Raw genomic sequence first — 20,361 nt, 5'->3', positions numbered from 1 at the left:
GCGGGCACACTGGCCGGTATGACAGAAGCAGCCCGGCCCACCGATTCGGCCCCCGCGGCCCAGTACTCCCGTTACGACGATCCCGACGCACCGTGGAACCGGTTCACCGAACAGGATCCGGCGGTCTGGAATACGGAGGTCATCCGCGAATTCCGGGCGAACGGCGGACGGGTCGGCGGTGACTACGCCGGGGCGACACTGCTGCTGCTCACCACCACCGGGGCGAAATCCGGTAAACGCCATGTGGTTCCGCTGGGCGCGCTCTACCGCGACGATATCCTCTACGTCAGTTCGCTCGTCGACGGCGGCTATCCCTCCTGGTATCACAATGTGCGGGCGGATCCCGCGGTGATCGTGGAACTCGGCGATCACGTCTACCACGCCGTGGCGCGAGTCCTCACCGGCGCCGCCTACGACGAGTTCGCGGCCTGGGTACTCGCGAACAACCCGTTGCTGGCCGATTTCCAGGCCACCACCGAGCACCCCATACCCCTGGTGGTGCTGACCCTGGCGCCTTCGAACTGACCGGGCGAGCGGGCACCGCGGCCCCACCTCGACCGGCCGCGAACGGAGCCGGGCATCATGGTGCGTATGCCCGGCTCCGAGGATGCCCGTGTAGTACTGCTACGCCACGGCGAGACCAGCTGGTCGGTTCAGCACAAGCACACCGGACGCACCGACCTACCGCTCACCACGGCCGGTGAGCGCCAGGCCGCGGCGGCCGGAAGGGTCGTCGCCGGGCTGGGGCTGCGCGATCCGCTGATCCTGGCCAGCCCCCGGGCCCGTGCCCGGCGTACCGCGGAACTGGCCGGGCTGAACAACGCACAGGTCGAGCCGGACCTCGCCGAATGGGATTACGGCGAGTACGAGGGCCGCACCACCCCGGAGATCCGCACCGACGACCCCGAGTGGACCATCTGGACCGCGGCCGTACCGGGCGGTGAATCCGCCGACGAGATCCGCGCCCGTGCCGATCGCATACTGGACGGCGCGCGGAACGCGCTGGGAGCTCGCGATGTGGTTCTCGTCGGCCACGGGCATTTCTCTCGCGCCCTGATCGCGCGCTGGCTGGGCTTCGAGGTCCGTGAAGGCCGCCGCTTCGCGCTGGCGACGGCCGCAGTCAGCGTCCTGGGCTATGAACACAGCGAACCCACGCTGTGGGCGCACAATTTACGTCCGCCCACCGAATGAGAACGCCGGAACAGTGGCCCACCCGATACCGACGGTCCGCGGGCCGACCCGCACCGAGGAGTTTCCTGTGTCCGTGACATCGAGCCCCGTCGTTCGCCGTGCCGAACCCGGCGATGTGCCCGCGCTGGTCGGCCTGGTCTACGACCTGGCCGAATACGAGAACGCACGACACGAGTGCACCCTCACCCCCGACCAGCTCCATACCGCCCTGTTCGGCCCCGCGCCGGCTCTGTTCGCCCACGTAGCCCTATTGGAGGACCGGATCGCCGGGTGCGCGATCTGGTTCCTGAACTTCTCCACATGGGACGGCGTTCACGGCATCTACCTGGAGGACCTCTACGTCACACCGGCGGCCCGCGGCACCGGACTCGGCCGTGCGCTCCTGGCCGCGCTCGCGCGAGAAGCCGATACCCGCGGCTACAGCCGGGTCAGCTGGTCGGTCCTCACCTGGAACACACCCTCCATCGGTTTCTACGAATCCCTGGGTGCCCAGGTCCAGGACGACTGGGTGGGTTACCGCCTCACCGGGCCGGCGCTGAGCGAACTCGCCGCCACCGCGACCCCGGAGCGGTGAGCGAACGATCCGGAAACGCGCATTTCCAGCTCATTCCTCGCCGACAGACCCGTATTCCTGCGCTGCCCAGCGCGAGGTTGCCGGAGCGAACAACAGGCCCAGCGCACCGAGCGCCACCACGCCGAGCACGGTCCCGAACAACGGCTGATCCGAGCCGAACAACAGCGACCACACCACCGGCAGCAGCAACAACTGCGTGATCACCGCGATCGCCCGCCCCCAGCGCTGCCCGAGCAGCAGGCCGATCCCTGACGCGAGCACCGCCCCACCGAGAATCCCGAACCACATGGCCGTGCCGTAACCGCTGATCGCGTCTTCCTCGTGCCCCAGCAACGCCCGCACCACCAGCACAGCCGCCACGGTCACCGCGACCGCGCCTTCCAGCGCCACCAACCCACCCGCACCGCGAACGGTCCCGGGCACACCACCGACGTCTTTTCGCTCGACCACCCGCCCAGCTTAGGTTGCCGGTTCCCCGGTACACCGACGCGCGCGGTCCAACCGCCCACGCCAGTTCTTTACGTCACACCTCGGACCGTCCGGTCACCGAGCCCCTCCGGACAACCCGGCAGATCTCCACCACTCCCCCTTGCAAACCATGACCCCATCCACGCTCACACCCACGAAACATCAAGGCGCAGATATATTTTCCGAATCTCACCCGATCTCCGAGATACTCGCGGACCGACCGAACCGCCCCGCCCAGAACAGCCCGGGCCCCGGCCCCACAGACGACACCAAACCACCCATCCCCCAACCGCGGACAGCGACCCCTACCCCGCAAATCCGCTCCCACACCCTCCGCCCCCCAACCAACCAAATTCTCCGCCGCCCTTGGGCGCGTTCGACTCCCCTACCGCCAGTCCGTCCGCATCCGCCCCCCGTTGCCGCCGTCGCCGCAGACGCGTTTCGATCCCCCTACCGCCAGCCCCTGTCCGCATGCGACCCCACCCCCGTTTCCCCGCCGCCCCGGGCGCGTTTGTTTCACCTACCGCCGGCCCGTCCGCATCCGACCCCACCCCGTTGCCGCCGTCGCCGCCAGGCGCGTTTGATCCCCCTACCGCCAGTCGGCCCGCATCCGATCCTCACCCCCGTTTCCCGCATGCGGCCGGTCAGCGTTGGTGGTTCGGGGCCCGTCTCGTTCTGGAGCGACCAGAGCGAAGGAGCGCAGCGACTGAGCGCCGGGAGTGAAGAACGAGACCAAGGGGGCCCCGAACCCCGCGACGCCGCAGGCGGCGCCAAAAAACACAGAACCTTCCCGAACAGGCCCGCTCCCCACCTTCCCCGACCAGCCCGCCAAAAACACAGCTTAAGCTACCAACGTGCGGACGTTGTTGATCGTGAATCCGAATGCGACCTCTACCACGGCGGCTACCCGGGATCTGCTCGCGCATGCGCTGGAGAGCCGGACCCAGTTGACCGTTGCGCACACCCAGCATCGTGGTCATGCCGCCGAGCTGGCGCAGTGGGCGGCGACCAACGAGATGGATCTCATCGTGGTGCACGGGGGCGACGGAACCGTGAACGAGACGATCAACGGTTTCGTTCCGCTCCCCCAGGTCGACGACGGGCAGGCGTGGCGGCCCAGGCTCGGCATCATTCCCGGTGGTTCGGCCAATGTTTTCGCACGGTCGCTCGATATCGAACCCGACCCGGTCGCGGCGACGAACCAGTTGATCGATCTGCTGAAGGCCGGCGACGGTGATCGCCGGATCGGGCTCGGTATCACCGATGATCGGTGGTTCTGTTTCAGCGCCGGTGTCGGGCTCGATGCCGACGTATGTGCCGCGATCGACGCCAGTCGCGCCAAGGGCCGGTCCGCGACTCCCGCCCGCTATGTGCGCACTACGGTGGCCCAGTTCTTCCGCACCAAACGGGCCCAACCGGAAATCACGGTGCATGTTCCCGGACGCGATGCCGTTTCCGGAGTTCATTACGCATTCGTCACCAATACGAGTCCGTGGACTTATCTGAACGCGACACCGGTACGTACCAATCCGGGTACCACATTCGAATCCGGTCTCGGAGTGTTCGCCGTGCGAACTATGGCGTTACTGCCTACACTGCGCCTGGCGACGCAGTTGTTGTCGCCACACTCCGAGCCGAAGTCGCGGAAGCTGTTTCGTGACGACGATGTTCCGTCGGTGCGCATCACGAGTGCCGAGCCGATCGGCCTGCAAATCGACGGTGACTTCATCGGCAGGCGCGACGTGGTGGATTTCACCGCTGTGCCGGACGTCCTGGACGTGGTTGCCCCGCGACCGGTGTGAAAGTGGCGTATCCGGGAAATAGATCCCGTTTGTGCTGCGGAAACCGGCGTAGGCGAGTAAAAAGGACTGCGGCAGGTCTCCTAGTGGGGCCTTCAGTGCGTGAGCTTCCCCACGGTGCATCGGATACCTATTGACATCTACGGTGTTCGTGAAAGCATTCACAAGCAACCGTGCGGAAACATTCAGTTCGCACAAGTGAACGATCCAGCAACCGATCGGCGCCCTGTGGCGCCCTACAAAGGAGCAGAAGGAATGGACTGGCGCCATAAGGCCATCTGTCGCGATGAGGACCCTGAGCTGTTTTTCCCGGTGGGCAACAGTGGTCCTGCGCTCGCGCAGATTGCCGATGCCAAGCTGGTCTGCGCCCGCTGCCCCGTTACCGCCGACTGCCTGTCCTGGGCCCTGGGCTCCGGGCAGGATGCCGGTGTATGGGGCGGTATGAGCGAAGACGAGCGGCGCGCGCTCAAGCGCCGCAATGCGCGCACCCGCACTCGTACGGCTGTCTGAGAACGCGGGGAAGCGACGACCGGACCCTTTCCCCAGCCCGGGTCCGGGGAGTCGCTGATTGCCCGGCACCAGTAAATCTGGTGCCGGGCCGAAGTTTTTCAGGAGCCGGTGCGGGATTATCCGGTGATTTACCGGACTACCGCCCGAAAAAATATCTCCGGTGTTTTCGACCACAGCCGATCATGACTATGCATAATTGAAACCGGCGAGTTTCCGTCAGGTATCAGCGTGCCGCCCGACGTCCCAGTGGCACCCGCAGTACCGCATCCGTCCCGATATCGGCACCGGGATGCAATCCGATCGAACCGCCCAATTCCGCGGTCACCAGAGTGCGCACGATCTGCAACCCGAGACTGTCCGACGATTCCAGACTGAACCCGGCAGGCAGTCCGCGGCCGTCGTCGCTGATTATCACGTCCAGCCAGCGGGCGGAGCGCTCCGCGCGAATGGTGACCGTCCCGTTCTGACCGCCGTCGAAAGCGTGCTCGATGGCGTTCTGGACCAGTTCGGTCAGCACCATTACCAGCGGCGTGGCCCGTTCCGCGGAGAAAACACCGAGGGAACCCGCTCGGCGCACGGTGATCCGCGCGGTGTGCACGGTGGCCACATCGGCCATGATCGGCAGCAACCGGTCGACGACCTCGTCCAGATCGACTTCCTCGTCCACCGACATGGACAGCATCTCGTGCACCGAGGCGATCGAGGTCACCCGGCGCACCGATTCGGTGAGTGCCACCCGCGCCTCCTCGTTCTCGGTGCGCCGCGCCTGCAATCGCAGTAGCGCCGCGACGGTCTGCAGGTTGTTCTTCACGCGATGGTGTATCTCGCGGATGGTGGCATCCTTGCTGAGCAGCGCCCGGTCGCGCCGTTTGACCTCGGTGACATCCCGCACCAGGACCGCCGCCCCCGCCAGCTCGCCGTGCGGCCGCAGTACCAGCGTGCGCAACAGCACCGTCGCGCCGCGCGCCTCCACTTCCATCCGCCGCCCGGTGCGACCCGCGAGCGCGGCTTGGATATCGCCCACCACCTCCTGGGCGTCGAAGGGGTCGGTGATCAGCGACCGCGTGGTGGTGGCCAGATCCTGTCCCGCCAGATCGGCCTGTAGGCCCATCCGGTGATACGCGGACAGCGCGTTCGGGCTGGCATAGGTGACGATCCCTTCGGTGTCCAGCCGGATGAATCCGTCACCGGCACGGGGACTGGAATGCGTCGCCGCACGATCCTCCGTGGTCGGGAAGGTTCCGTCGGCGATCATCTGGCACAGATCATCGGCACAGGCGATATAGGCGATCTCCAGACCGCTGCGCACCCGCGCCCGCTGCCGGTCGGTATCACGGCTCAGCACCGCGATCACATCGTCCCCGCAACGCACCGGTATCGCCTCACGGATGGCCTGTACGGGGTAAGGGTGGTAGACACCGGCAGCCTCGCCCTCGCTATCGGTGCGCACGATCTCGCCACTGGTCAGCGCGTCGAAAACCTGTGAATGATCGGCACGCCGAGCCACTGTCCCGACCAGATCTTCGAGATGGGCGGTCGGCGAGGTGGTCGGCCGGCACTGCGCGACACAAACGATATCGGCACCGGCCCCGATCGGCCCCGCCCCGACCCACAGCAGCAGATCGGCGAACGACAGGTCGGCGAGCAACTGCCAGTCACCGACCACTCGCTGCAGATGATCCACCGCCACCCCGGGCAGATCGGTGTGTTCGGCCAGCAGATCGCTCAGTGTGGACATGAGACCGAGCTAAGCACAGTGTTTTTTGGCGCGCCTCCGGCGCATGGGGTTTCGGCCCGGGCTGGCCGAGCATTGCCGCGGCGCGCAGGCTTTAGTCGATAACAGCGATGAGGTCGCCCTGCTGGAGGACCTGGCCGGGCTTGACGGCGATGGACGCGACCGCGCCGGCGCTCTCGGCGATCACCGGGATCTCCATTTTCATCGATTCCAGCAGTACCAGCGTCTGGTCCGTCACAACCTGTTCGCCGACCTCGACCTCGACGGTGAGCACCGTGGACACCATTTCCGCCCGCACTTCTTCCGCCATGACACCTCTTCAGTAGGTTCGTTCCGGCACCGGGTCCCGCGGCCCGCTGTACCGCCGTCGGTACAGCCAATCACACGTGGAACAATGGCCGGGATCAATATCTACTCCCCGCAGTCGCGGGAAACGTCCCCAGGAGGGAGCTACCCATGGGTAAGCGTGGCCGCAAGAAGCGCAGCCGTAAGGGCAACGCCGCCAATCACGGCAAACGTCCCAACGCCTGAGCCACCCGGCACCAGGCTCGGAACAGACCGAACGCCCGCACTCTGCGAGAGTGCGGGCGTTCGTGTTCGTCGCGGTCCGGGAGCTCACTCCTCGGTGGTGACCTTCGCCGAGCGAGTGCGGATCTCCACCATCAGACGTTCGCGCAGCGAATCCGGGGCCTTGTCGCCGCCGCATTTGCGGCTCAGCATGCCCTTGATCTTCTCTTCGATGCCGTACGCCTCGATGCAGGGGGCGCAGTGGTCCATATGGTGCTGTAGCCGCTCGCGGGTGCGGTCGTCACATTCACCGTCGAGCATCAACCAGACATCGGCCAGAACGGCCGTGCAGTCGAGCTCCATATCGGGGTCATGCTCCGTGCTCACTGCTTGACCTCCTGGCGCACCGCGGCGGCGGTATCGGCGTTCCCGGACTCGGATGCGGTGCGGTTGAAGCCACGTTCCCGCGCCACATCGGCGAGCAAACCCTTCAGCTGTTTCCGGCCGCGGTGCAGCCGGGACATCACCGTACCGATAGGTGTGCCCATGATGTCGGCGATTTCCTTGTACGGGAAACCTTCGACGTCGGCGTAGTACACCGCCATCCGGAATTCGTCGGGCAGCTGTACCAGCGCGGCCTTGATGTCGTCGTCCGGGAGCGCGTCCAGCGCCTCCACCTCGGCCGAGCGCAGGCCCGTCGAGCTGTGTTCGGCGGTGGCGGCGAGTTGCCAGTCGGTGATCTCGTCGGTCGGGTACTGCGCGGGCTGGCGCTGTTTCTTGCGATAGGAGTTGATGTAGGTGTTGGTGAGGATCCGGTACAGCCAGGCACGCAGGTTGGTGCCTTCTTTGAAGGATTTGAAACCCGCGTAGGCCTTGACGTAGGTCTCCTGAACCAGGTCCTCGGCGTCGGCCGGATTGCGCGTCATCCGCAGTGCGGCACCGTAGAGCTGGTCCAGCATGGGTAGGGCGTCCCGCTCGAACCTCCGGTCCAGTTCCGCGCCGGTCTCCGGCTGCTCGGCAGGCCGCTCGTCGGCGCCGGTTCCGGTCGCCACGTCGTCCTCGCTCGTCACACGTGTCCCTTCGATTGGTTCACCAGCCAAATCTACCGGGAGTGTGAAGTCGGAGAAGAACCGCGTGCGCGCCGGGCCCGGATCGTGCGTAATCGGGCGTGGTTCGACAAGAACGGGCACCGTCGCTCCTTCGCTCTAGTGGGGTTTCCACATCGGTGGCCGGTACCGGCCCGCCCGATGTGCTGTATCTGCCGCGTACAACCCGCCGCCCCCGCAAAGTGTTCCCCGACCATGGCAAAGCCGATCCGACCCGGTCGCCGGTAAGCTCCCCGGGCATGGCAGCAGGCGCCACACCGGCGGTCCGGGCACTGGTCGCGGACGGGGCCGGGCATACCGTGCACAGTTACGATCACGACCCGCGCAGCGACTCCTACGGCAGTGAAGCCGTGGACGTTCTGGCCGGACGGCTCGGGGTGGAACCGCGGCAGATCTTCAAAACGCTGGTACTCGAACTGTCCACCGGCTCGCTGGCGGTGGCCGTGCTACCGGTTCCCGACACCTTGTCCTTGAAGGCGGCGGCCGCGGCTCTCGGTGTCCCCAAAGCGAGCATGGCCGATCGAGCGAAGGCCGAACGCGGTACCGGATACGTGCTCGGCGGTATTTCCCCGCTGGGGCAGCGGCGGCGGCATCCGACCGTTCTCGATATCTCGGCGCTGGGGTGGGAGACCGTGCTGTGCAGTGCGGGCCGCCGCGGCCTGGAGATCGAACTGGCTCCGGGCGACCTCGTGCGGCTGACCGGCGCCGTCACCGCCGCAGTCACTGCCTGATCGCGAACGACTCTCCGCGCGCCGGGCGGTAATTAACCAGGTCACGGGGTCTCGTATGCGTTACTGAGAGCGACCGATGGACCGACCCGAGGATGTGATGCGATATGTCCCCGCGCAAACCGCTGCGCACTGTGTTCTTCGCTGTATCCGCGGCCGCGGCGCTGACCGTCGCCCCCGCCCTGTTGACAACTCCGCTCGCGACGCCGGTCGCGCTCGCCGCCCCGAGCGGCCAGTACCCGCTCGGGGGCGAGGACGGCGCCACCGAGGACACACCGGAGAAGGGGCCCGCCGAACGTGCCGAGAAGGCAGGCGGCGGCATCGTCTCCGAGGCCATCGATCTCAGTGCCGACCTGCTCAAATGCGGCCTGAGTATCGCGACGGAGGCCGTCAGCTGCCCGCTCGGCAGCTGATACCGGCCGCGTTCCGGGGCAGTATCGAACTGCCCCGGAACGCGCCCGGTCTCACAGCAGCGTCGCCTGTTCGGCGGTGCCGTCGGCCGGGGCCAGCAATTCCGGGCCGTTGTTCTTGACACTGTTCACCAGCGTCGACACCGGACGCGCCGTGATCTGCGCGACCAGGGCTTCGCTCGGCGGTTCCAGTAACTCCCCGGGCGCCGGGTGGTCGGGATCCAGCCACGCTGCCCAGTGTTCGCGTGGCATGGGCAGGGGCATCCGGTCGTGTATCCGGGTGAGGTCACCGATCGCGTCTGTGGTGAGGATGGTGCAGGACAGCAGGGGCTGGGCCGCTTCGAGGGAGCGGTCGCGCCACACCGACCACAGGCCGGCCATGTAGAGCCGCGAACCGTCCGCCGGCGCCATGAAGTACGGGTGTTTGATCACCTTGGGGTTCTTACCCCGCCCCGGGCCCGCCGGGTCGGGTTCGACCAGCCATTCGTACCAGCCGTCCATGGGGACCAGGCAGCGGCGGTATTTCACGGCGTCCCGGAACGACGGCAGACCCACCGCCTTATCGGCCCGGGCGTTGAACAGGGGCTTCCCTTTGACCGGAACACCCGGCTCGGCGGCTTTGGTCCAGTGCGGGATGAGCCCCCAGCGCATCCGCCGGATACGCCGGCGCGGGGTGTCGCCGGAGTGTCCGTGTTCGTGCCGGTCCACCACGGTGAGGATCTGCGTCGTAGGGGCGACGTTGTAGTTCTCCCACGGCCGCCGGCCCGGCTCACCGGGCCAGGATTCGGCCGTGCTCGATTCGTTCGCGGAGGAACTGCCCGCGCGAATACCCGAATCGGTGGCGGGTTCGGTTTCGTCGAGGGCGTCCAGCTCCGCGGCGAGACGACCAGGGTTGGTCGTCGTCGCATATCGTCCGCACATACGTCGATGGTCGCACCGGATACCGACAGATCGCGACAATTCCGTCCGGGAGGACGACAATAGGGGCTAGTACTGGGTGACGTGTTGAGAGTTATGTCCTAACATTCTCTCAACGGGGACGAGGTGGTCACAGGCTGCCCGTTCGCGCGCGCAGCTACCGCCCTACTTCCGCAGAGGAGATCCTGTGACAACCACAGAAAACGCCACCGAGAAAGCGTCGGTGCTCACCTCGGTCGATCCGGCCACCGGCGCGACGCTGGCCACCTATCCGATCGCCGACGAAAAAGCCGTCGCGGACGCCGTGGCCAAGGCCCGCGCCGCCGCTCCCGTCTGGGAAGACCTCGGCTTCGACGGGCGCAAGAAAGCCCTGCTGCGCTGGGCGAGCAAGCTCGTCGCCAAATCCGACGAATTCTGCGAACTCATCCACGCCGAGAACGGCAAACCGCTCGATGACGCCTTCCTCGAGCTGATGCTGGCGCTCGAACATATCTCCTGGGCGGCCAAACACGCCAAGAAGACGCTGTCCCCGAAGAAAATCCCCTCGGGTGCGACGATGGCGAACTTCTCGGCCCGGATCGAGTACCGGCCACTGGGCGTAATCGGCGTGATCGGTCCGTGGAACTATCCGGTGTACACGCCGAACGGTTCCATCGCCTATGCGCTCGCGGCCGGGAACACTGTTGTATTCAAGCCGTCCGAATTCTCCACCGGTATCGGCAATTTCGTCGCCGAGGCGTTCTCCGAGGCCAACCCGGAACTGCCCGAGGGCGTTTTCCTGGCCATCAACGGTTTCGGTGCCACCGGCGCCGCCCTGGTGAAGTCGGGCGTGGACAAGGTCGCGTTCACCGGCTCGGCCGCCACCGGTCGCAAGATCATGGCCTCGGCCGCCGAGAAGCTGACCCCGGTGCTCCTGGAATGCGGCGGTAAGGACCCGGTCATCGTGGCCGACGACGCCGATGTGAAGGCCGCCGCCGATGCCGTCGCCTGGGGAGCAACGTCCAACAGCGGCCAGACCTGCGCGGGTGTCGAGCGGGTCTACGTCGACAAATCGGTCCGTGAAGAGTTCCTGTCCGAGTTGACCCGCATCCTGAAGGATGTGAAACCCGGCTCGGAGGCCGGCGCCAGCTACGGGCCGATGACCATGCCGAGCCAGATCGATATCGTCAAGCGGCATATCGAGGCGGCCATCGCCAGCGGCGGCAAAGCCCTGCTGGGTGGCCCGGAATCGGTCAAGGGCCCCTACATCGACCCGGTCGTCCTCGTCGATGTCGACGAGGACTCCGCCGCCGTCAAGGAGGAAACCTTCGGCCCGACCGTCACCGTCACCACGGTGAGCAGTATCGACGAGGCGATCGACCTGGCCAACAACACCACCTTCGGCCTGGCCTCGGCCGTGTACTCGAAGAACCGCGGGCTCGAGATCGCCCGGCGCCTGAAGGTCGGCGCGACCTCGGTGAACTCGGTACTCGGCTTCGCCGCCATCCCCGGCCTGCCGTTCGGCGGCAGTGCCGATTCCGGGATCGGGCGTATCCACGGCGAACCGGGCCTGCGGGAGTTCGCGCGACCGCATTCGATCGCGGTGCAGCGCTTCGCGATCCCCGGTATGGCGCTCATGAGTTACCGCCGCACCCAGGCGAATATGAAGATGCTGCGCAAGATGGTGCCGATGCTGCACGGTCGCAACAAGTGATCGCCGGCCACAGATGAGCAGGCGGCCGGTGGTGCTCGGCGACACACTCGGGAGCACCACCGGCACGCATGTCACCCCGATGCGCCAAGATGGTCGAGTGAGTTTCTGGCCAGCGCCCCATGTCGACGCCCCCGTGCAGGCGACCGTCACCCTGCCCGGATCCAAATCGATAACGAACAGAGCGCTGGTCCTGGCCGCGCTCGCCGACGGTCCCTCGACCATCACCGGGGCGCTGCGCAGTCGCGATACCGGTCTGATGATCGCCGCGCTGCGTGCCCTGGGCACCCAGATCATCGGTGACGCCGATACCCTCGCCGTCACCCCCGGCCCGCTCCGCGGCGGCGCGATCGACTGCGGGCTGGCCGGTACGGTGATGCGGTTCGTCCCGCCCGTGGCCACGCTCGCGGCGGGCGACAGCTCGTTCGACGGCGATATCGCCGCCCGCGTCCGTCCGCTGCACACCATCCTCGAGGCCCTGCGCGGCCTCGGCGCGTCGATCGACGGTGACGCGCTGCCGTTCACCGTGGGCGGTACCGGATCGTTGCGCGGCGGCACCGTCACCATCGATGCGTCCGGATCGTCGCAGTTCGTATCGGGTCTACTGCTGTCGGGCGCGCGTTTCGACGAGGGCGTGGTGGTCCGCCATTCCGGGAGCGCGCTGCCCTCGATGCCCCATATCCAGATGACGGTGGAAATGCTGCGCCGCGCGGAGGTCACGGTGGAGGCGCCGGCCGATCCCCGCGCCGAACAGGTCTGGACGGTCGCACCGGGTTCGATTCGCGCCGTCGACTGGACCGTCGAGCCGGATCTGTCCAATGCCACCCCGTTCCTGGCGGCAGCGGCGGTCACCGGTGGCACCGTGAGCATCCCGCACTGGCCGCGCCTGACGACCCAGGCCGGTGACGTCATCCGGGAAATCCTGGTGCGGATGGGCGCCGAAGCCGGTTTCTACGACGGCGCGCTCACCGTGACCGGCCCCGATCGGCTGGCGGGTATCGATATCGATCTGCACGATGTGGGCGAACTGACGCCCACCGTCGCGGCGCTGGCGGCACTCGCGGATTCGGAATCGCGGTTGCGCGGTATCGCGCATCTGCGCGGCCACGAGACCGATCGGCTCGCCGCCCTGTCCACCGAGATCAACCGGCTCGGCGGGCAGGTCTCGGAAACCGAGGACGGTCTGGCGATCACCCCCGCCCCGCTGACCGGTGGCCGCTGGCACTCCTACGCCGACCACCGGATGGCCACGGCCGGAGCCATTCTCGGCCTCGCCGTGCCCGGAGTGGAGATCGAGGATATCGGTACCACCGCGAAAACCCTGCCCGATTTCGTCGCCCTGTGGGAAGCGATGCTCGACCCGGACGCGGCCGCACCGGGAGCGGCTCACTGAGCCGGCGCGGCCGCACCACCGCCTCGTACGACGAATCCGATGTGCGGGTGCGTCCGGGGCGGAGTTCACGACCGCGGACCAAAACCCGCCCGCAGCACCGGGACGCCCAGCCCGCGATGGTGGTGTCGGTGGACCGCGGCCGCTGGGGTTGCGTTCTCGACGGCGATCCGGCGCGACCGCTGATCGCGATGCGGGCCCGGGAGCTGGGCCGCACGCCCATCGTGGTGGGCGATCAGGTGGATATCGTCGGCGATCTCTCCGGCCGGCCGGATACCCTCGCGCGGATCGTCCGCGTCGCCGAGCGGAGCACCGTTCTGCGCCGCACCGCCGACGACACCGACCCGTTCGAACGAGTGGTCGTCGGAAATGCCGAACAGTTGTTCATCGTGGTGGCGCTGGCCGATCCGCCGCCGCGTACCGGTTTCGTCGAGCGGGCGATGGTGGCCGCCTATGCCGGTGGCCTGGTCCCGGTGCTGTGCCTGACGAAACACGATCTGGCCGGGGATTCGGAGTTCGCCGCCGCCTTCGACGGTCTCGACCTGACCATTGTCTACGCCGGGGTCGACGACCCCCTCGATCCCGCGCTGGAACTGCTCGGCGGCCGGTTGACCTGCTTCCTGGGTCATTCGGGTGTCGGGAAGTCCACCCTGGTGAACCGATTGGTTCCCGCGGCCGAGCGGGCGGTGGGCGAAGTATCAGGGGTGGGCAAGGGCAAGCACACCTCCACCCAATCGGTCGCGCTGGCGCTACCGGGCGGGGGCTGGGTCATCGATACTCCCGGCATCCGCTCCTTCGGCCTCGCCCACATCACACCCGACGATGTGATCGCCGCTTTCACCGATCTGGCCGGAGCCATCGAGGATTGCCCACGCGGGTGCACACATCTGGGCCCCCCGGCCGATCCGGAATGCGCACTCGACGATCTGGCGGACAGGGCGGAGCGGGTCAGCGCGATCCGGCGCCTGCTGGTCGCGTTGAATTCCAACGAACAGTGGTGAGCTGCCGGCCGCCGGTTCGGCCGTGGTATTCGCTCCAGCGGTCGGGGCCGGTCGATCGCGCCTCAGTACTTCGGTTCCTTGGGTGGTAGCGACCGGGCGAACCGGGCTCCGCGACCTACCCACACCTCCAGCTCCGCCTCAACCTCCACCGCCTCGGCACGCACTCGCAACCATCCGTCCAGTTCCCTGCCCTGCATCACCATCGGCATGACCGATATATCGTCGACCAGAGCAGCGGCCTCGGCGGGAGCCATCCGGACCATCAACCCGCCCCCGCCGCTTACTGCGACCCCCATATGTCCGCCGAACAGAAAAGCCAGACCACCGAACATCTTGCGTTCGGCGGTATCGGGCGCGGCACCCACCACATCGCGCACACGTTCCGCAAGTTCTTCGTCGTATGCCATGGCCCTATGTCTACGCCGCCCAACCGACAGGAACTCCCGATCAGGGGCACCCGCAACCGGTCAATTAACCCTTTGTTATAGTTCAACCATAACAAGGAGGTAGCCGATGAACACACCGAGCACCATCCGGATCGCCCTTCTCGCAGGAATACCACCCCTCCTGTCCGCGGTCCCCAATATCGTGCTGTTGGCCGCGGCCGCCGATCGGCTACCGGACCCGATCGCCACCCATTTCGGCTCCGACGGTGCGGACGGGTTCACCGGCCGGGTGCCGACCATGGTCATCTCCGCCGGTCTCGGCCTCGGTCTCGCCGTGCTGTTCGCCGCGATCCTGGCAGTGGGATTCCGGCAGGGCAGGATGGTGCGCCGGCCGGATTCGACCGTGGACCCGAGCCGGCTACTCTTCGGGACCGCGTGGGGCGTCGGCGGATTCGTCGGAATGCTGATGCTGTTCAGCACTGTGGCGAACCTCGATATCGCAGATCCAGCCCAGGTCACCCTCCCGGGCTGGACCTTCGTCGTCGCCGCGGCCGTCGGCGTACTTTTCGGCGGCGCGGGCTGGCTCGCCGCACCGGAGAGCCCGATAGCAGCGGAACCTTCGAGGGTCGTTCGACCGCTACCGATCGGCGCGACCGAACGAGTGAACTGGTCGCGGCGGATCACCGCGCCGTGGATGTTGCTGACCGGGGTCGTCTCGGCGCTGATCGGTATGACGCTCGGTATCGTCGCACAGCCGTTCGCGGGGGTGGTTCTGGTACTCACGGGCGCACTGGTCGCCCACCTCGCACTGGTCCGAGTGGTCGTGGACCGACGCGGGCTCACGGTGGGGACCGGATTGGCCGGCTGGCCCCGGTGGCGGCTGGAACCGCAGGAGATCACCGAGGTTTCCACAGCCGATATCTCACCGGCCCACTACGGCGGCTACGGTATCCGGCTCATCCCCGGCACCACGGCCGTGGTGCTGCGCGGGGGGCCGGGCATCGTCGTCACCCGCCGGTCGGGCAGGCGGTTCGCGGTATCGGTGGACGATGCCGAAACCGGAGCGGGTGTACTGGCCGGTGTTGTGCACAGGTCGGCCTGATCATGCTGGTCCGGGTGGATCCGGCACGGTCGGAACCACTGGCCGATCAGATCGCGGCGTGCATACGCCGCGCCATCGCCGACGGGGAGGCCCCGGCCGGCCTGCGCTTACCCGGCGCCCGCGAACTGGCCGCATCCCTGGACGTCAGCATCCACACAGTGCTCGCCGGGTACCAACGTCTACGCGACGATGGACTGATCGAACTACGCCGGGGACGGGGCGCCACCGTACGCGCCGGAGCACCGGAGGGCCGGGCCGCGGTGGCCGAGCTCGTAGGACAGCTGGTCGCCGCCGCCCGGCATATCGGCCTGGGTGAAGAGGAACTGGTCGAACTCGTCCGTGCGGCGGCTGCGCGCTGACACAGGAACATCCGGACGCTCGCGACCACCGGCCGGCTCAGCGGACGTCGCTGTATCGGACCCGACCCGAACACCCGAACCGGGAGCGAGCTCACCCACCGACCCCCGCGGCGACCGGCGCGTACCGGCCGATATGCGAGCCGAGTCCGTAGTGGCCGCGCAGTGTGGTCTCGGTGTAGTCGGTACGGAACAGTCCGCGTGCCTGCAGGATCGGCACCACCCGGGCGACGAAATCGGTCAGGCCGCCGGGCAGGTAGGGCGGCATCACGTTGAAACCGTCGGCGGCGCCCGCTTCGAACCAGCGCTGCAGATCGTCGGCGATCTGCTCGGGTGTGCCCGCCACGGTGCGGTGGCCGCGACCGCCACCGAGTTCGGCGATCAGCCGGCCCACCGTCAACGACTCCCGTTTCGCCAAATCCTTGACCAGCTGATAGCGGCTCTTGTTGCCCTGTATCCGGTCGATCGGCGGCAGCGGTGGTAGCGGCGCGTCCAGCGGATATCCGCTGAGGTCCACCCCGACCATCTGAGAGAGCTGGCGCAGCGCGTACTCCGGGGAGATCAGTTCGGTGAATTCCTGTTCCAGTCGCCGCGCGGCAGCTTCGGATTCGGCGATGAACGGCACGATACCGGGCAGGATCTTCACCTCGTCCGGGCCGCGGCCGGCCGCGACAGCGCGTGCTTTCACATCGCGGTAGAAATCCTGCCCCTCCGCGATGGAGCGCTGCGCGGTGAAAATCGCCTCCGCCCAGCGGCCGGCGAAATCCTTACCGCTCCCCGAGGACCCGGCCTGGACGAGCAGGGGCCGGCCCTGTGCGGACGCGGGCACATTGAGCGGGCCGCGGACGGTGAACCGCTCCCCCGCGTGGTCGACAGTGTGCACCTTGTCCGGGTCGGCGAACACCCCGGCGTCGGTATCGAGGACGAGGGCGTCGTGCTCCCACGAATCCCACAGGGCCGTGGCCACTTCGACGAATTCTTCCGCCCGCCGGTAGCGGCCGGCGTGCTCGGGGACCGCGTCGTAACCGAAATTGGCGGCCTCGTCGGTACCCACCGAGGTGACGATATTCCATCCCGCGCGGCCTGCACTGATCTGATCGAGCGAGGCGAGCGCGCGGGCCAGGTTGTACGGCTCGGTGTAGCCGGTGGAGGCCGTGGCGATCAGACCGATCCTTTCGGTCGCCACCGCCATCGCCGACAGAAGTGTGATCGGCTCGAAAATCGTCTGCGTATTGCGCTCGATCCGGTGCCCCACCGCGAGGTAGTCGGCGAAGAACACCGAATCGAGCTTGCCGCGCTCAGCAGTTCGCGCGAGCTCCTGGAAATACCCGACCCGTTGCACATTGCGTGCGTCGGTGCGCGGATGCCGCCAGGCCGCCTCGTGGTGGCCCACACCCATGAGGAACGCGTTGAGATGGAGTTGCGAGGACATCGGTGCCCCTCTAGAGAGCCACACGCCAGCGGGACAGCCGGCGTTCGGTGAATACGAGCACAGCGTTGAAGATCAGGCCGACCAGCGCGATGGCGATGATCCCGGCATACATATCGGGGATCTGGAAATTGAGCTGCGAGGCAGTGATCAGATATCCCAGCCCGGCTTTCGCCCCGACCATCTCCGCCGCGATCAATACCAGGATCGAGGAAGCGGCGGCCATCCGCAGACCGGTGAAGATGGTGGGCACGGCCGCGGGCAGGACCACTTTGTACACGATCGCGAACTGGGAGAAGCCCAGCGACCGTGCCGATTTGATGAGCAACGGGTCCACGGTCCGCACCCCGGAGATGGTGTTCAGCAGGACCGGAAAGGCGCAGGCGTAGATCACCAGGGCGACCTTGGATGTCTCGCCGATACCGAGGATCAGAATGAAAACCGGCAGCAGGGCCAGCGCCGCGGTATTGCGGAACAGCTCGAGTACCGGGTTGAGGAAATCGGCGACCGGCCGGTACCAGGCGATCGCGACCCCCAGCGGTACCGCGAACGCGACAGCGATCACGAAACCGGTGAGCGCGCGGGTGAGGCTGGTGGATACGTGCTCCCACAACTGACCGTTGCCGACGAGCTCGAAGAAGGTGCCGGCCACCTCGGTGAACGGCGGCAGGAACACCTTGTCCACGAGGCCGGCCCGGGGTGCGGCCTCCCAGAGCGCGAGGAAGGCCAGGATGGCGATCGACGGTTTCACCACCCGCCAGGCCAATCCCGTGGCGAGCCTCCCCCATCGTGGAACGCGACTGTCCGTGGGAGCGGCCGGGCGGGCGGGGACGGATTCGGTGACGGGCGAAGCGCTGTCGAGTGTGCCGGTGGCGAGTGCGCTAGACATGCTGAACCTCTTCGGTCGTCGAGATATCGGCGAGTTCGAGCGAGCGGGCGCGTTCGACCTCGTCGTGCAGCAGGGACCAGATCCGGTGCCGCAGCTCCCGGAACTCCGCGCCGGAGCGGATATCGTCGGAGGTGCGGTCGATATCGATATCGACCACCGTCTTCACCCGGCCGGGCCGGGAAGTGAGCACAGCGACGCGCTGCCCCAGGTAGATCGCCTCGTCGATACCGTGCGTGATGAACAGGATCGTCTTACCGGTGCGTTCCCAGATGCGCAGCAGTTCGTCCTGTAGCGATTCCCGGGTCTGCGCGTCGAGCGCGGCGAACGGTTCGTCCATCAGCAGCACCTCCGGGTCGAAGGCGAGACTTCGGGCGATCGCGACCCGCTGCTTCATACCACCGGAGAGTTCGTGCGGATACCGGTCGGCGAAACCCGCCAGACCGACGAGCTCGAGATAGTGCTCGGCACGTTCCCGGCGTTCGGAACGCGGCACGCCCTTGGCTTCGAGCCCGAATTCGATATTGCGGCGGGCGGTGCGCCACGGCAGCAATGCGTACTGCTGGAAGACGATTCCGCGATCGAGCCCGGGCCCGGCGATCGGGGTTCCGTCGAGCAGGATCTGCCCCGAGGTCGGGGTGCTGAGTCCACCGAGTAGATCGAGCAGCGTGGATTTACCGCATCCGCTGGGGCCGACGAGGACCAGGAACTCACCGGCGGCGAGGTCGAGGGTGATATCGGAGACCGCGGACAGCTCGGACTTCTGCCCGCGCAGCGGGAACGTCTTGCTCACCTGAGACAGACGGAGTTTGGGTGTACCACTCATTTCGCACCGGCCGATGCTTGTCCGTCGGGGCCACCATCGGCGGGGTAGGTGCCGTTGGCGTAAGGGTTGTACTCGTTGGTGTAGAGGTCGCCGGCCACGATCTCGCCTTCGTCGAGTTCGCCGTTACGTACCAGCCAATCGATCCAGGTCTGTAGTTCTCGTTCGGCCACGACAGCGCCCGGCACCGGGATACCGGAGCTGCGCCAATACCGGATGGCGTCCACGCTCTCGGCACGCCCACGCTTGTTGATGATGTCGGTGAAGCGGGCGACAACCTCGTCCCTCGGTCGTGTCTGCGTCCAGCGAATGGCGCGTGCCGTGCCCTGTACGAAATCACGGACCGCCTCGGGGTTGGCGGCGATGAAATCGTCACGCAGGACATAGGTTCCGTAGCTGAAGGCGCCGAACAGGTCGCGGTCGGTGAACAGCGGCCGGATACCGCCACGTTCGAGGGCCGTCTCCCGCTGGACACTGTTGAGGGTCGCGACATCGATCTGGCCCTCGCGCAACGCCTGTTCGGTGTTCACCGGAGGCACCACGGCGAGCTGCACGGTTTTGATCTCCTCCGGCGTCAGCCCCTGCTGGGCGAGCCACTCCCGGGTCAGGAACTCGTGGTGCGCGCCGAGCGTATTCATCCCGACCTTCTTGCCGATCAGGTCACGTGCCGACCGGATCGGGCTGTTCTCCAGCACGTAATACCCGGTGTACTCGGCCGCGTCGGCACCGTAGGAACTGAGGACCGAGGTGATCGGTGCGCCGGCCGCGTTGAGTTTGACCACGGCACCGTTGAACGCGGACCCGAACTCGATCTCCCCGGTCGCGGCCGACTGGATGTCCTGCGGACCGCTGGTGGTGTCCCCCACCCACTCGAGCTGGACTTTGTCGTAGTAGCCGAGGTCGGCGGCCAGTTCGTGGAAGCCCACTTTGCCGGACCAGCCCTGGTACCGCAGGACGGTCTTACCGTCGGCGGTCTCGGTCGCTTCTCCGCCCGCACCGCAGGCGCACAACAGCAGCACAACGGCGGCGACCAGCGCGGTCACAACCGACCTCAGCGGCCGGTTGGGCACTCGTGGTTTCAGGCGTCCTGGCATGGCTTCGATCCTTCGATTCGGCTGCCCGTCATCGTGCGGCCGTGGATACGAACTCTGAACCGTTTGCGTCAGCACGAGTCGAACCCGCCACGGCCGTCACCGGCGCGCCCACCTCCGGTCCCGCCCTCGGCCCGACCGGTCACTGCGGCATCCGCAACGGGGATATCGCGTCGAATTTCCCTGTGCGCCATGGGGAATTCAATGTCCTGCGATGTAATCCGGAGGCGTGTCCGGCGTGCGCCGCGGACGTATCCGCGG

The 20,361-nt window shown here is 67.0% G+C and carries 23 protein-coding genes; 12 read left to right on the top strand and 11 right to left on the bottom strand.

Annotated features, from left to right (window positions below; genetic code table 11):
- Nucleotides 1-18: 18 nt before the first annotated feature.
- The 3 genes from ABZ827_RS23905 (at nt 19) to ABZ827_RS23895 (ending at nt 1,765) form a co-directional block, all read left to right on the top strand.
- Nucleotides 19-525 (top strand): nitroreductase/quinone reductase family protein, encoded by a 507-nt coding sequence (locus ABZ827_RS23905; protein ID WP_357240549.1) that lies wholly within the window; start codon nt 19-21, stop codon nt 523-525.
- Between the two features lie 66 nt (nt 526-591).
- Complete coding sequence (locus ABZ827_RS23900; protein WP_357240546.1) at nt 592-1,191, top strand: acid phosphatase; 600 nt, start codon at nt 592-594, stop codon at nt 1,189-1,191.
- A 67-nt stretch (nt 1,192-1,258) separates the two neighbouring features.
- Entirely contained in the window at nt 1,259-1,765 is a 507-nt protein-coding gene (locus ABZ827_RS23895) for a GNAT family N-acetyltransferase (RefSeq protein ID WP_357240543.1), read from the top strand.
- Nucleotides 1,766-1,795: 30 nt separating this feature from the next.
- On the opposite strand, the gene ABZ827_RS23890 is transcribed toward ABZ827_RS23895, so the two are convergent.
- Nucleotides 1,796-2,215 carry a hypothetical protein gene (locus ABZ827_RS23890; RefSeq protein ID WP_357240540.1) on the bottom strand — a complete coding sequence of 140 codons (420 nt, stop codon included), beginning with the start codon at nt 2,213-2,215 and terminating at the stop codon, nt 1,796-1,798.
- Between the two features lie 872 nt (nt 2,216-3,087).
- On the opposite strand from ABZ827_RS23890, the gene ABZ827_RS23885 reads away from it, so the two are divergent.
- Nucleotides 3,088-4,035: a diacylglycerol kinase family protein gene (locus ABZ827_RS23885; protein WP_357240537.1), complete on the top strand. Its 948-nt coding sequence runs from the start codon at nt 3,088-3,090 to the stop codon at nt 4,033-4,035.
- A gap of 252 nt (nt 4,036-4,287) precedes the next feature.
- Nucleotides 4,288-4,542, top strand: a complete 255-nt coding sequence (locus ABZ827_RS23880; RefSeq protein ID WP_357240534.1) for a WhiB family transcriptional regulator — start codon at nt 4,288-4,290, stop codon at nt 4,540-4,542.
- A 223-nt stretch (nt 4,543-4,765) separates the two neighbouring features.
- Here ABZ827_RS23880 and ABZ827_RS23875 read toward each other — a convergent pair whose 3' ends face one another.
- The 4 genes from ABZ827_RS23875 to ABZ827_RS23860 all read right to left on the bottom strand — a co-directional run bounded on the left by ABZ827_RS23875 (nt 4,766) and on the right by ABZ827_RS23860 (nt 7,836).
- Nucleotides 4,766-6,280: a histidine kinase N-terminal domain-containing protein gene (locus tag ABZ827_RS23875; RefSeq protein WP_357240531.1), complete on the bottom strand. Its 1,515-nt coding sequence runs from the start codon at nt 6,278-6,280 to the stop codon at nt 4,766-4,768.
- A 91-nt stretch (nt 6,281-6,371) separates the two neighbouring features.
- Nucleotides 6,372-6,587: a biotin/lipoyl-binding carrier protein gene (locus ABZ827_RS23870; protein ID WP_357240528.1), complete on the bottom strand. Its 216-nt coding sequence runs from the start codon at nt 6,585-6,587 to the stop codon at nt 6,372-6,374.
- A 305-nt stretch (nt 6,588-6,892) separates the two neighbouring features.
- On the bottom strand, nt 6,893-7,147 hold the full coding sequence (gene rsrA, locus ABZ827_RS23865; RefSeq protein WP_357240721.1) for a mycothiol system anti-sigma-R factor: 255 nt from the start codon (nt 7,145-7,147) through the stop codon (nt 6,893-6,895).
- 20 nt (nt 7,148-7,167) lie between these two features.
- Nucleotides 7,168-7,836, bottom strand: coding sequence for a sigma-70 family RNA polymerase sigma factor (locus ABZ827_RS23860; protein ID WP_357240718.1), 669 nt, complete (start codon nt 7,834-7,836; stop codon nt 7,168-7,170).
- A 293-nt stretch (nt 7,837-8,129) separates the two neighbouring features.
- Here ABZ827_RS23860 and ABZ827_RS23855 point away from each other — a divergent pair, with 293 nt between their 5' ends.
- On the top strand, nt 8,130-8,621 hold the full coding sequence (locus ABZ827_RS23855; RefSeq protein WP_357240525.1) for an aminoacyl-tRNA deacylase: 492 nt from the start codon (nt 8,130-8,132) through the stop codon (nt 8,619-8,621).
- Nucleotides 8,622-8,725: 104 nt separating this feature from the next.
- Complete coding sequence (locus tag ABZ827_RS23850) at nt 8,726-9,031, top strand: hypothetical protein (RefSeq protein ID WP_357240522.1); 306 nt, start codon at nt 8,726-8,728, stop codon at nt 9,029-9,031.
- A 51-nt stretch (nt 9,032-9,082) separates the two neighbouring features.
- Here the strand turns inward: ABZ827_RS23850 and ABZ827_RS23845 are convergent, their stop codons facing one another.
- Complete coding sequence (locus tag ABZ827_RS23845; RefSeq protein ID WP_357240519.1) at nt 9,083-9,949, bottom strand: SOS response-associated peptidase; 867 nt, start codon at nt 9,947-9,949, stop codon at nt 9,083-9,085.
- Nucleotides 9,950-10,133: 184 nt separating this feature from the next.
- Between ABZ827_RS23845 and ABZ827_RS23840 the strand changes: the two genes are divergently transcribed.
- The 3 genes from ABZ827_RS23840 to rsgA all read left to right on the top strand — a co-directional run bounded on the left by ABZ827_RS23840 (nt 10,134) and on the right by rsgA (nt 14,027).
- Entirely contained in the window at nt 10,134-11,639 is a 1,506-nt protein-coding gene (locus tag ABZ827_RS23840) for an aldehyde dehydrogenase family protein (protein WP_357240516.1), read from the top strand.
- A 79-nt stretch (nt 11,640-11,718) separates the two neighbouring features.
- Nucleotides 11,719-13,029, top strand: coding sequence for a 3-phosphoshikimate 1-carboxyvinyltransferase (gene aroA / locus ABZ827_RS23835; RefSeq protein WP_357240715.1), 1,311 nt, complete (start codon nt 11,719-11,721; stop codon nt 13,027-13,029).
- Nucleotides 13,026-14,027, top strand: a complete 1,002-nt coding sequence (gene rsgA / locus ABZ827_RS23830; protein WP_357240712.1) for a ribosome small subunit-dependent GTPase A — start codon at nt 13,026-13,028, stop codon at nt 14,025-14,027. The genes aroA and rsgA overlap by 4 nt, the downstream gene beginning before the upstream one ends.
- 62 nt (nt 14,028-14,089) lie before the next feature.
- Here the strand turns inward: rsgA and ABZ827_RS23825 are convergent, their stop codons facing one another.
- The gene (locus ABZ827_RS23825; protein ID WP_357240513.1) at nt 14,090-14,434 is read right to left on the bottom strand and encodes a TfoX/Sxy family protein; all 345 of its coding nucleotides are present in this window, start codon (nt 14,432-14,434) and stop codon (nt 14,090-14,092) included.
- A 106-nt stretch (nt 14,435-14,540) separates the two neighbouring features.
- Here ABZ827_RS23825 and ABZ827_RS23820 point away from each other — a divergent pair, with 106 nt between their 5' ends.
- Nucleotides 14,541-15,515 (top strand): DUF1648 domain-containing protein, encoded by a 975-nt coding sequence (locus tag ABZ827_RS23820; protein WP_357240510.1) that lies wholly within the window; start codon nt 14,541-14,543, stop codon nt 15,513-15,515.
- 14 nt (nt 15,516-15,529) lie between these two features.
- The gene (locus tag ABZ827_RS23815; RefSeq protein WP_357240507.1) at nt 15,530-15,874 is read left to right on the top strand and encodes a GntR family transcriptional regulator; all 345 of its coding nucleotides are present in this window, start codon (nt 15,530-15,532) and stop codon (nt 15,872-15,874) included.
- A 91-nt stretch (nt 15,875-15,965) separates the two neighbouring features.
- Here the strand turns inward: ABZ827_RS23815 and ABZ827_RS23810 are convergent, their stop codons facing one another.
- Genes ABZ827_RS23810 through ABZ827_RS23795 form a run of 4 tightly spaced genes read right to left on the bottom strand, consistent with a single transcriptional unit; the run spans nt 15,966 to nt 20,103 of the window.
- Nucleotides 15,966-17,303 carry an LLM class flavin-dependent oxidoreductase gene (locus ABZ827_RS23810; RefSeq protein WP_357240504.1) on the bottom strand — a complete coding sequence of 446 codons (1,338 nt, stop codon included), beginning with the start codon at nt 17,301-17,303 and terminating at the stop codon, nt 15,966-15,968.
- A gap of 10 nt (nt 17,304-17,313) precedes the next feature.
- Nucleotides 17,314-18,189: an ABC transporter permease gene (locus ABZ827_RS23805; RefSeq protein WP_357240501.1), complete on the bottom strand. Its 876-nt coding sequence runs from the start codon at nt 18,187-18,189 to the stop codon at nt 17,314-17,316.
- Nucleotides 18,182-19,012: an ABC transporter ATP-binding protein gene (locus ABZ827_RS23800; protein ID WP_357240498.1), complete on the bottom strand. Its 831-nt coding sequence runs from the start codon at nt 19,010-19,012 to the stop codon at nt 18,182-18,184. The genes ABZ827_RS23805 and ABZ827_RS23800 overlap by 8 nt, the downstream gene beginning before the upstream one ends.
- Nucleotides 19,009-20,103, bottom strand: coding sequence for an ABC transporter substrate-binding protein (locus ABZ827_RS23795; protein ID WP_357240495.1), 1,095 nt, complete (start codon nt 20,101-20,103; stop codon nt 19,009-19,011). The genes ABZ827_RS23800 and ABZ827_RS23795 overlap by 4 nt, the downstream gene beginning before the upstream one ends.
- Nucleotides 20,104-20,361: the final 258 nt, after the last annotated feature.

This window comes from Nocardia sp. NPDC019395 (genome assembly GCF_040632335.1).
GTDB lineage: Bacteria > Actinomycetota > Actinomycetes > Mycobacteriales > Mycobacteriaceae > Nocardia.
This window is presented reverse-complemented; position numbering and strand designations above follow the sequence as displayed.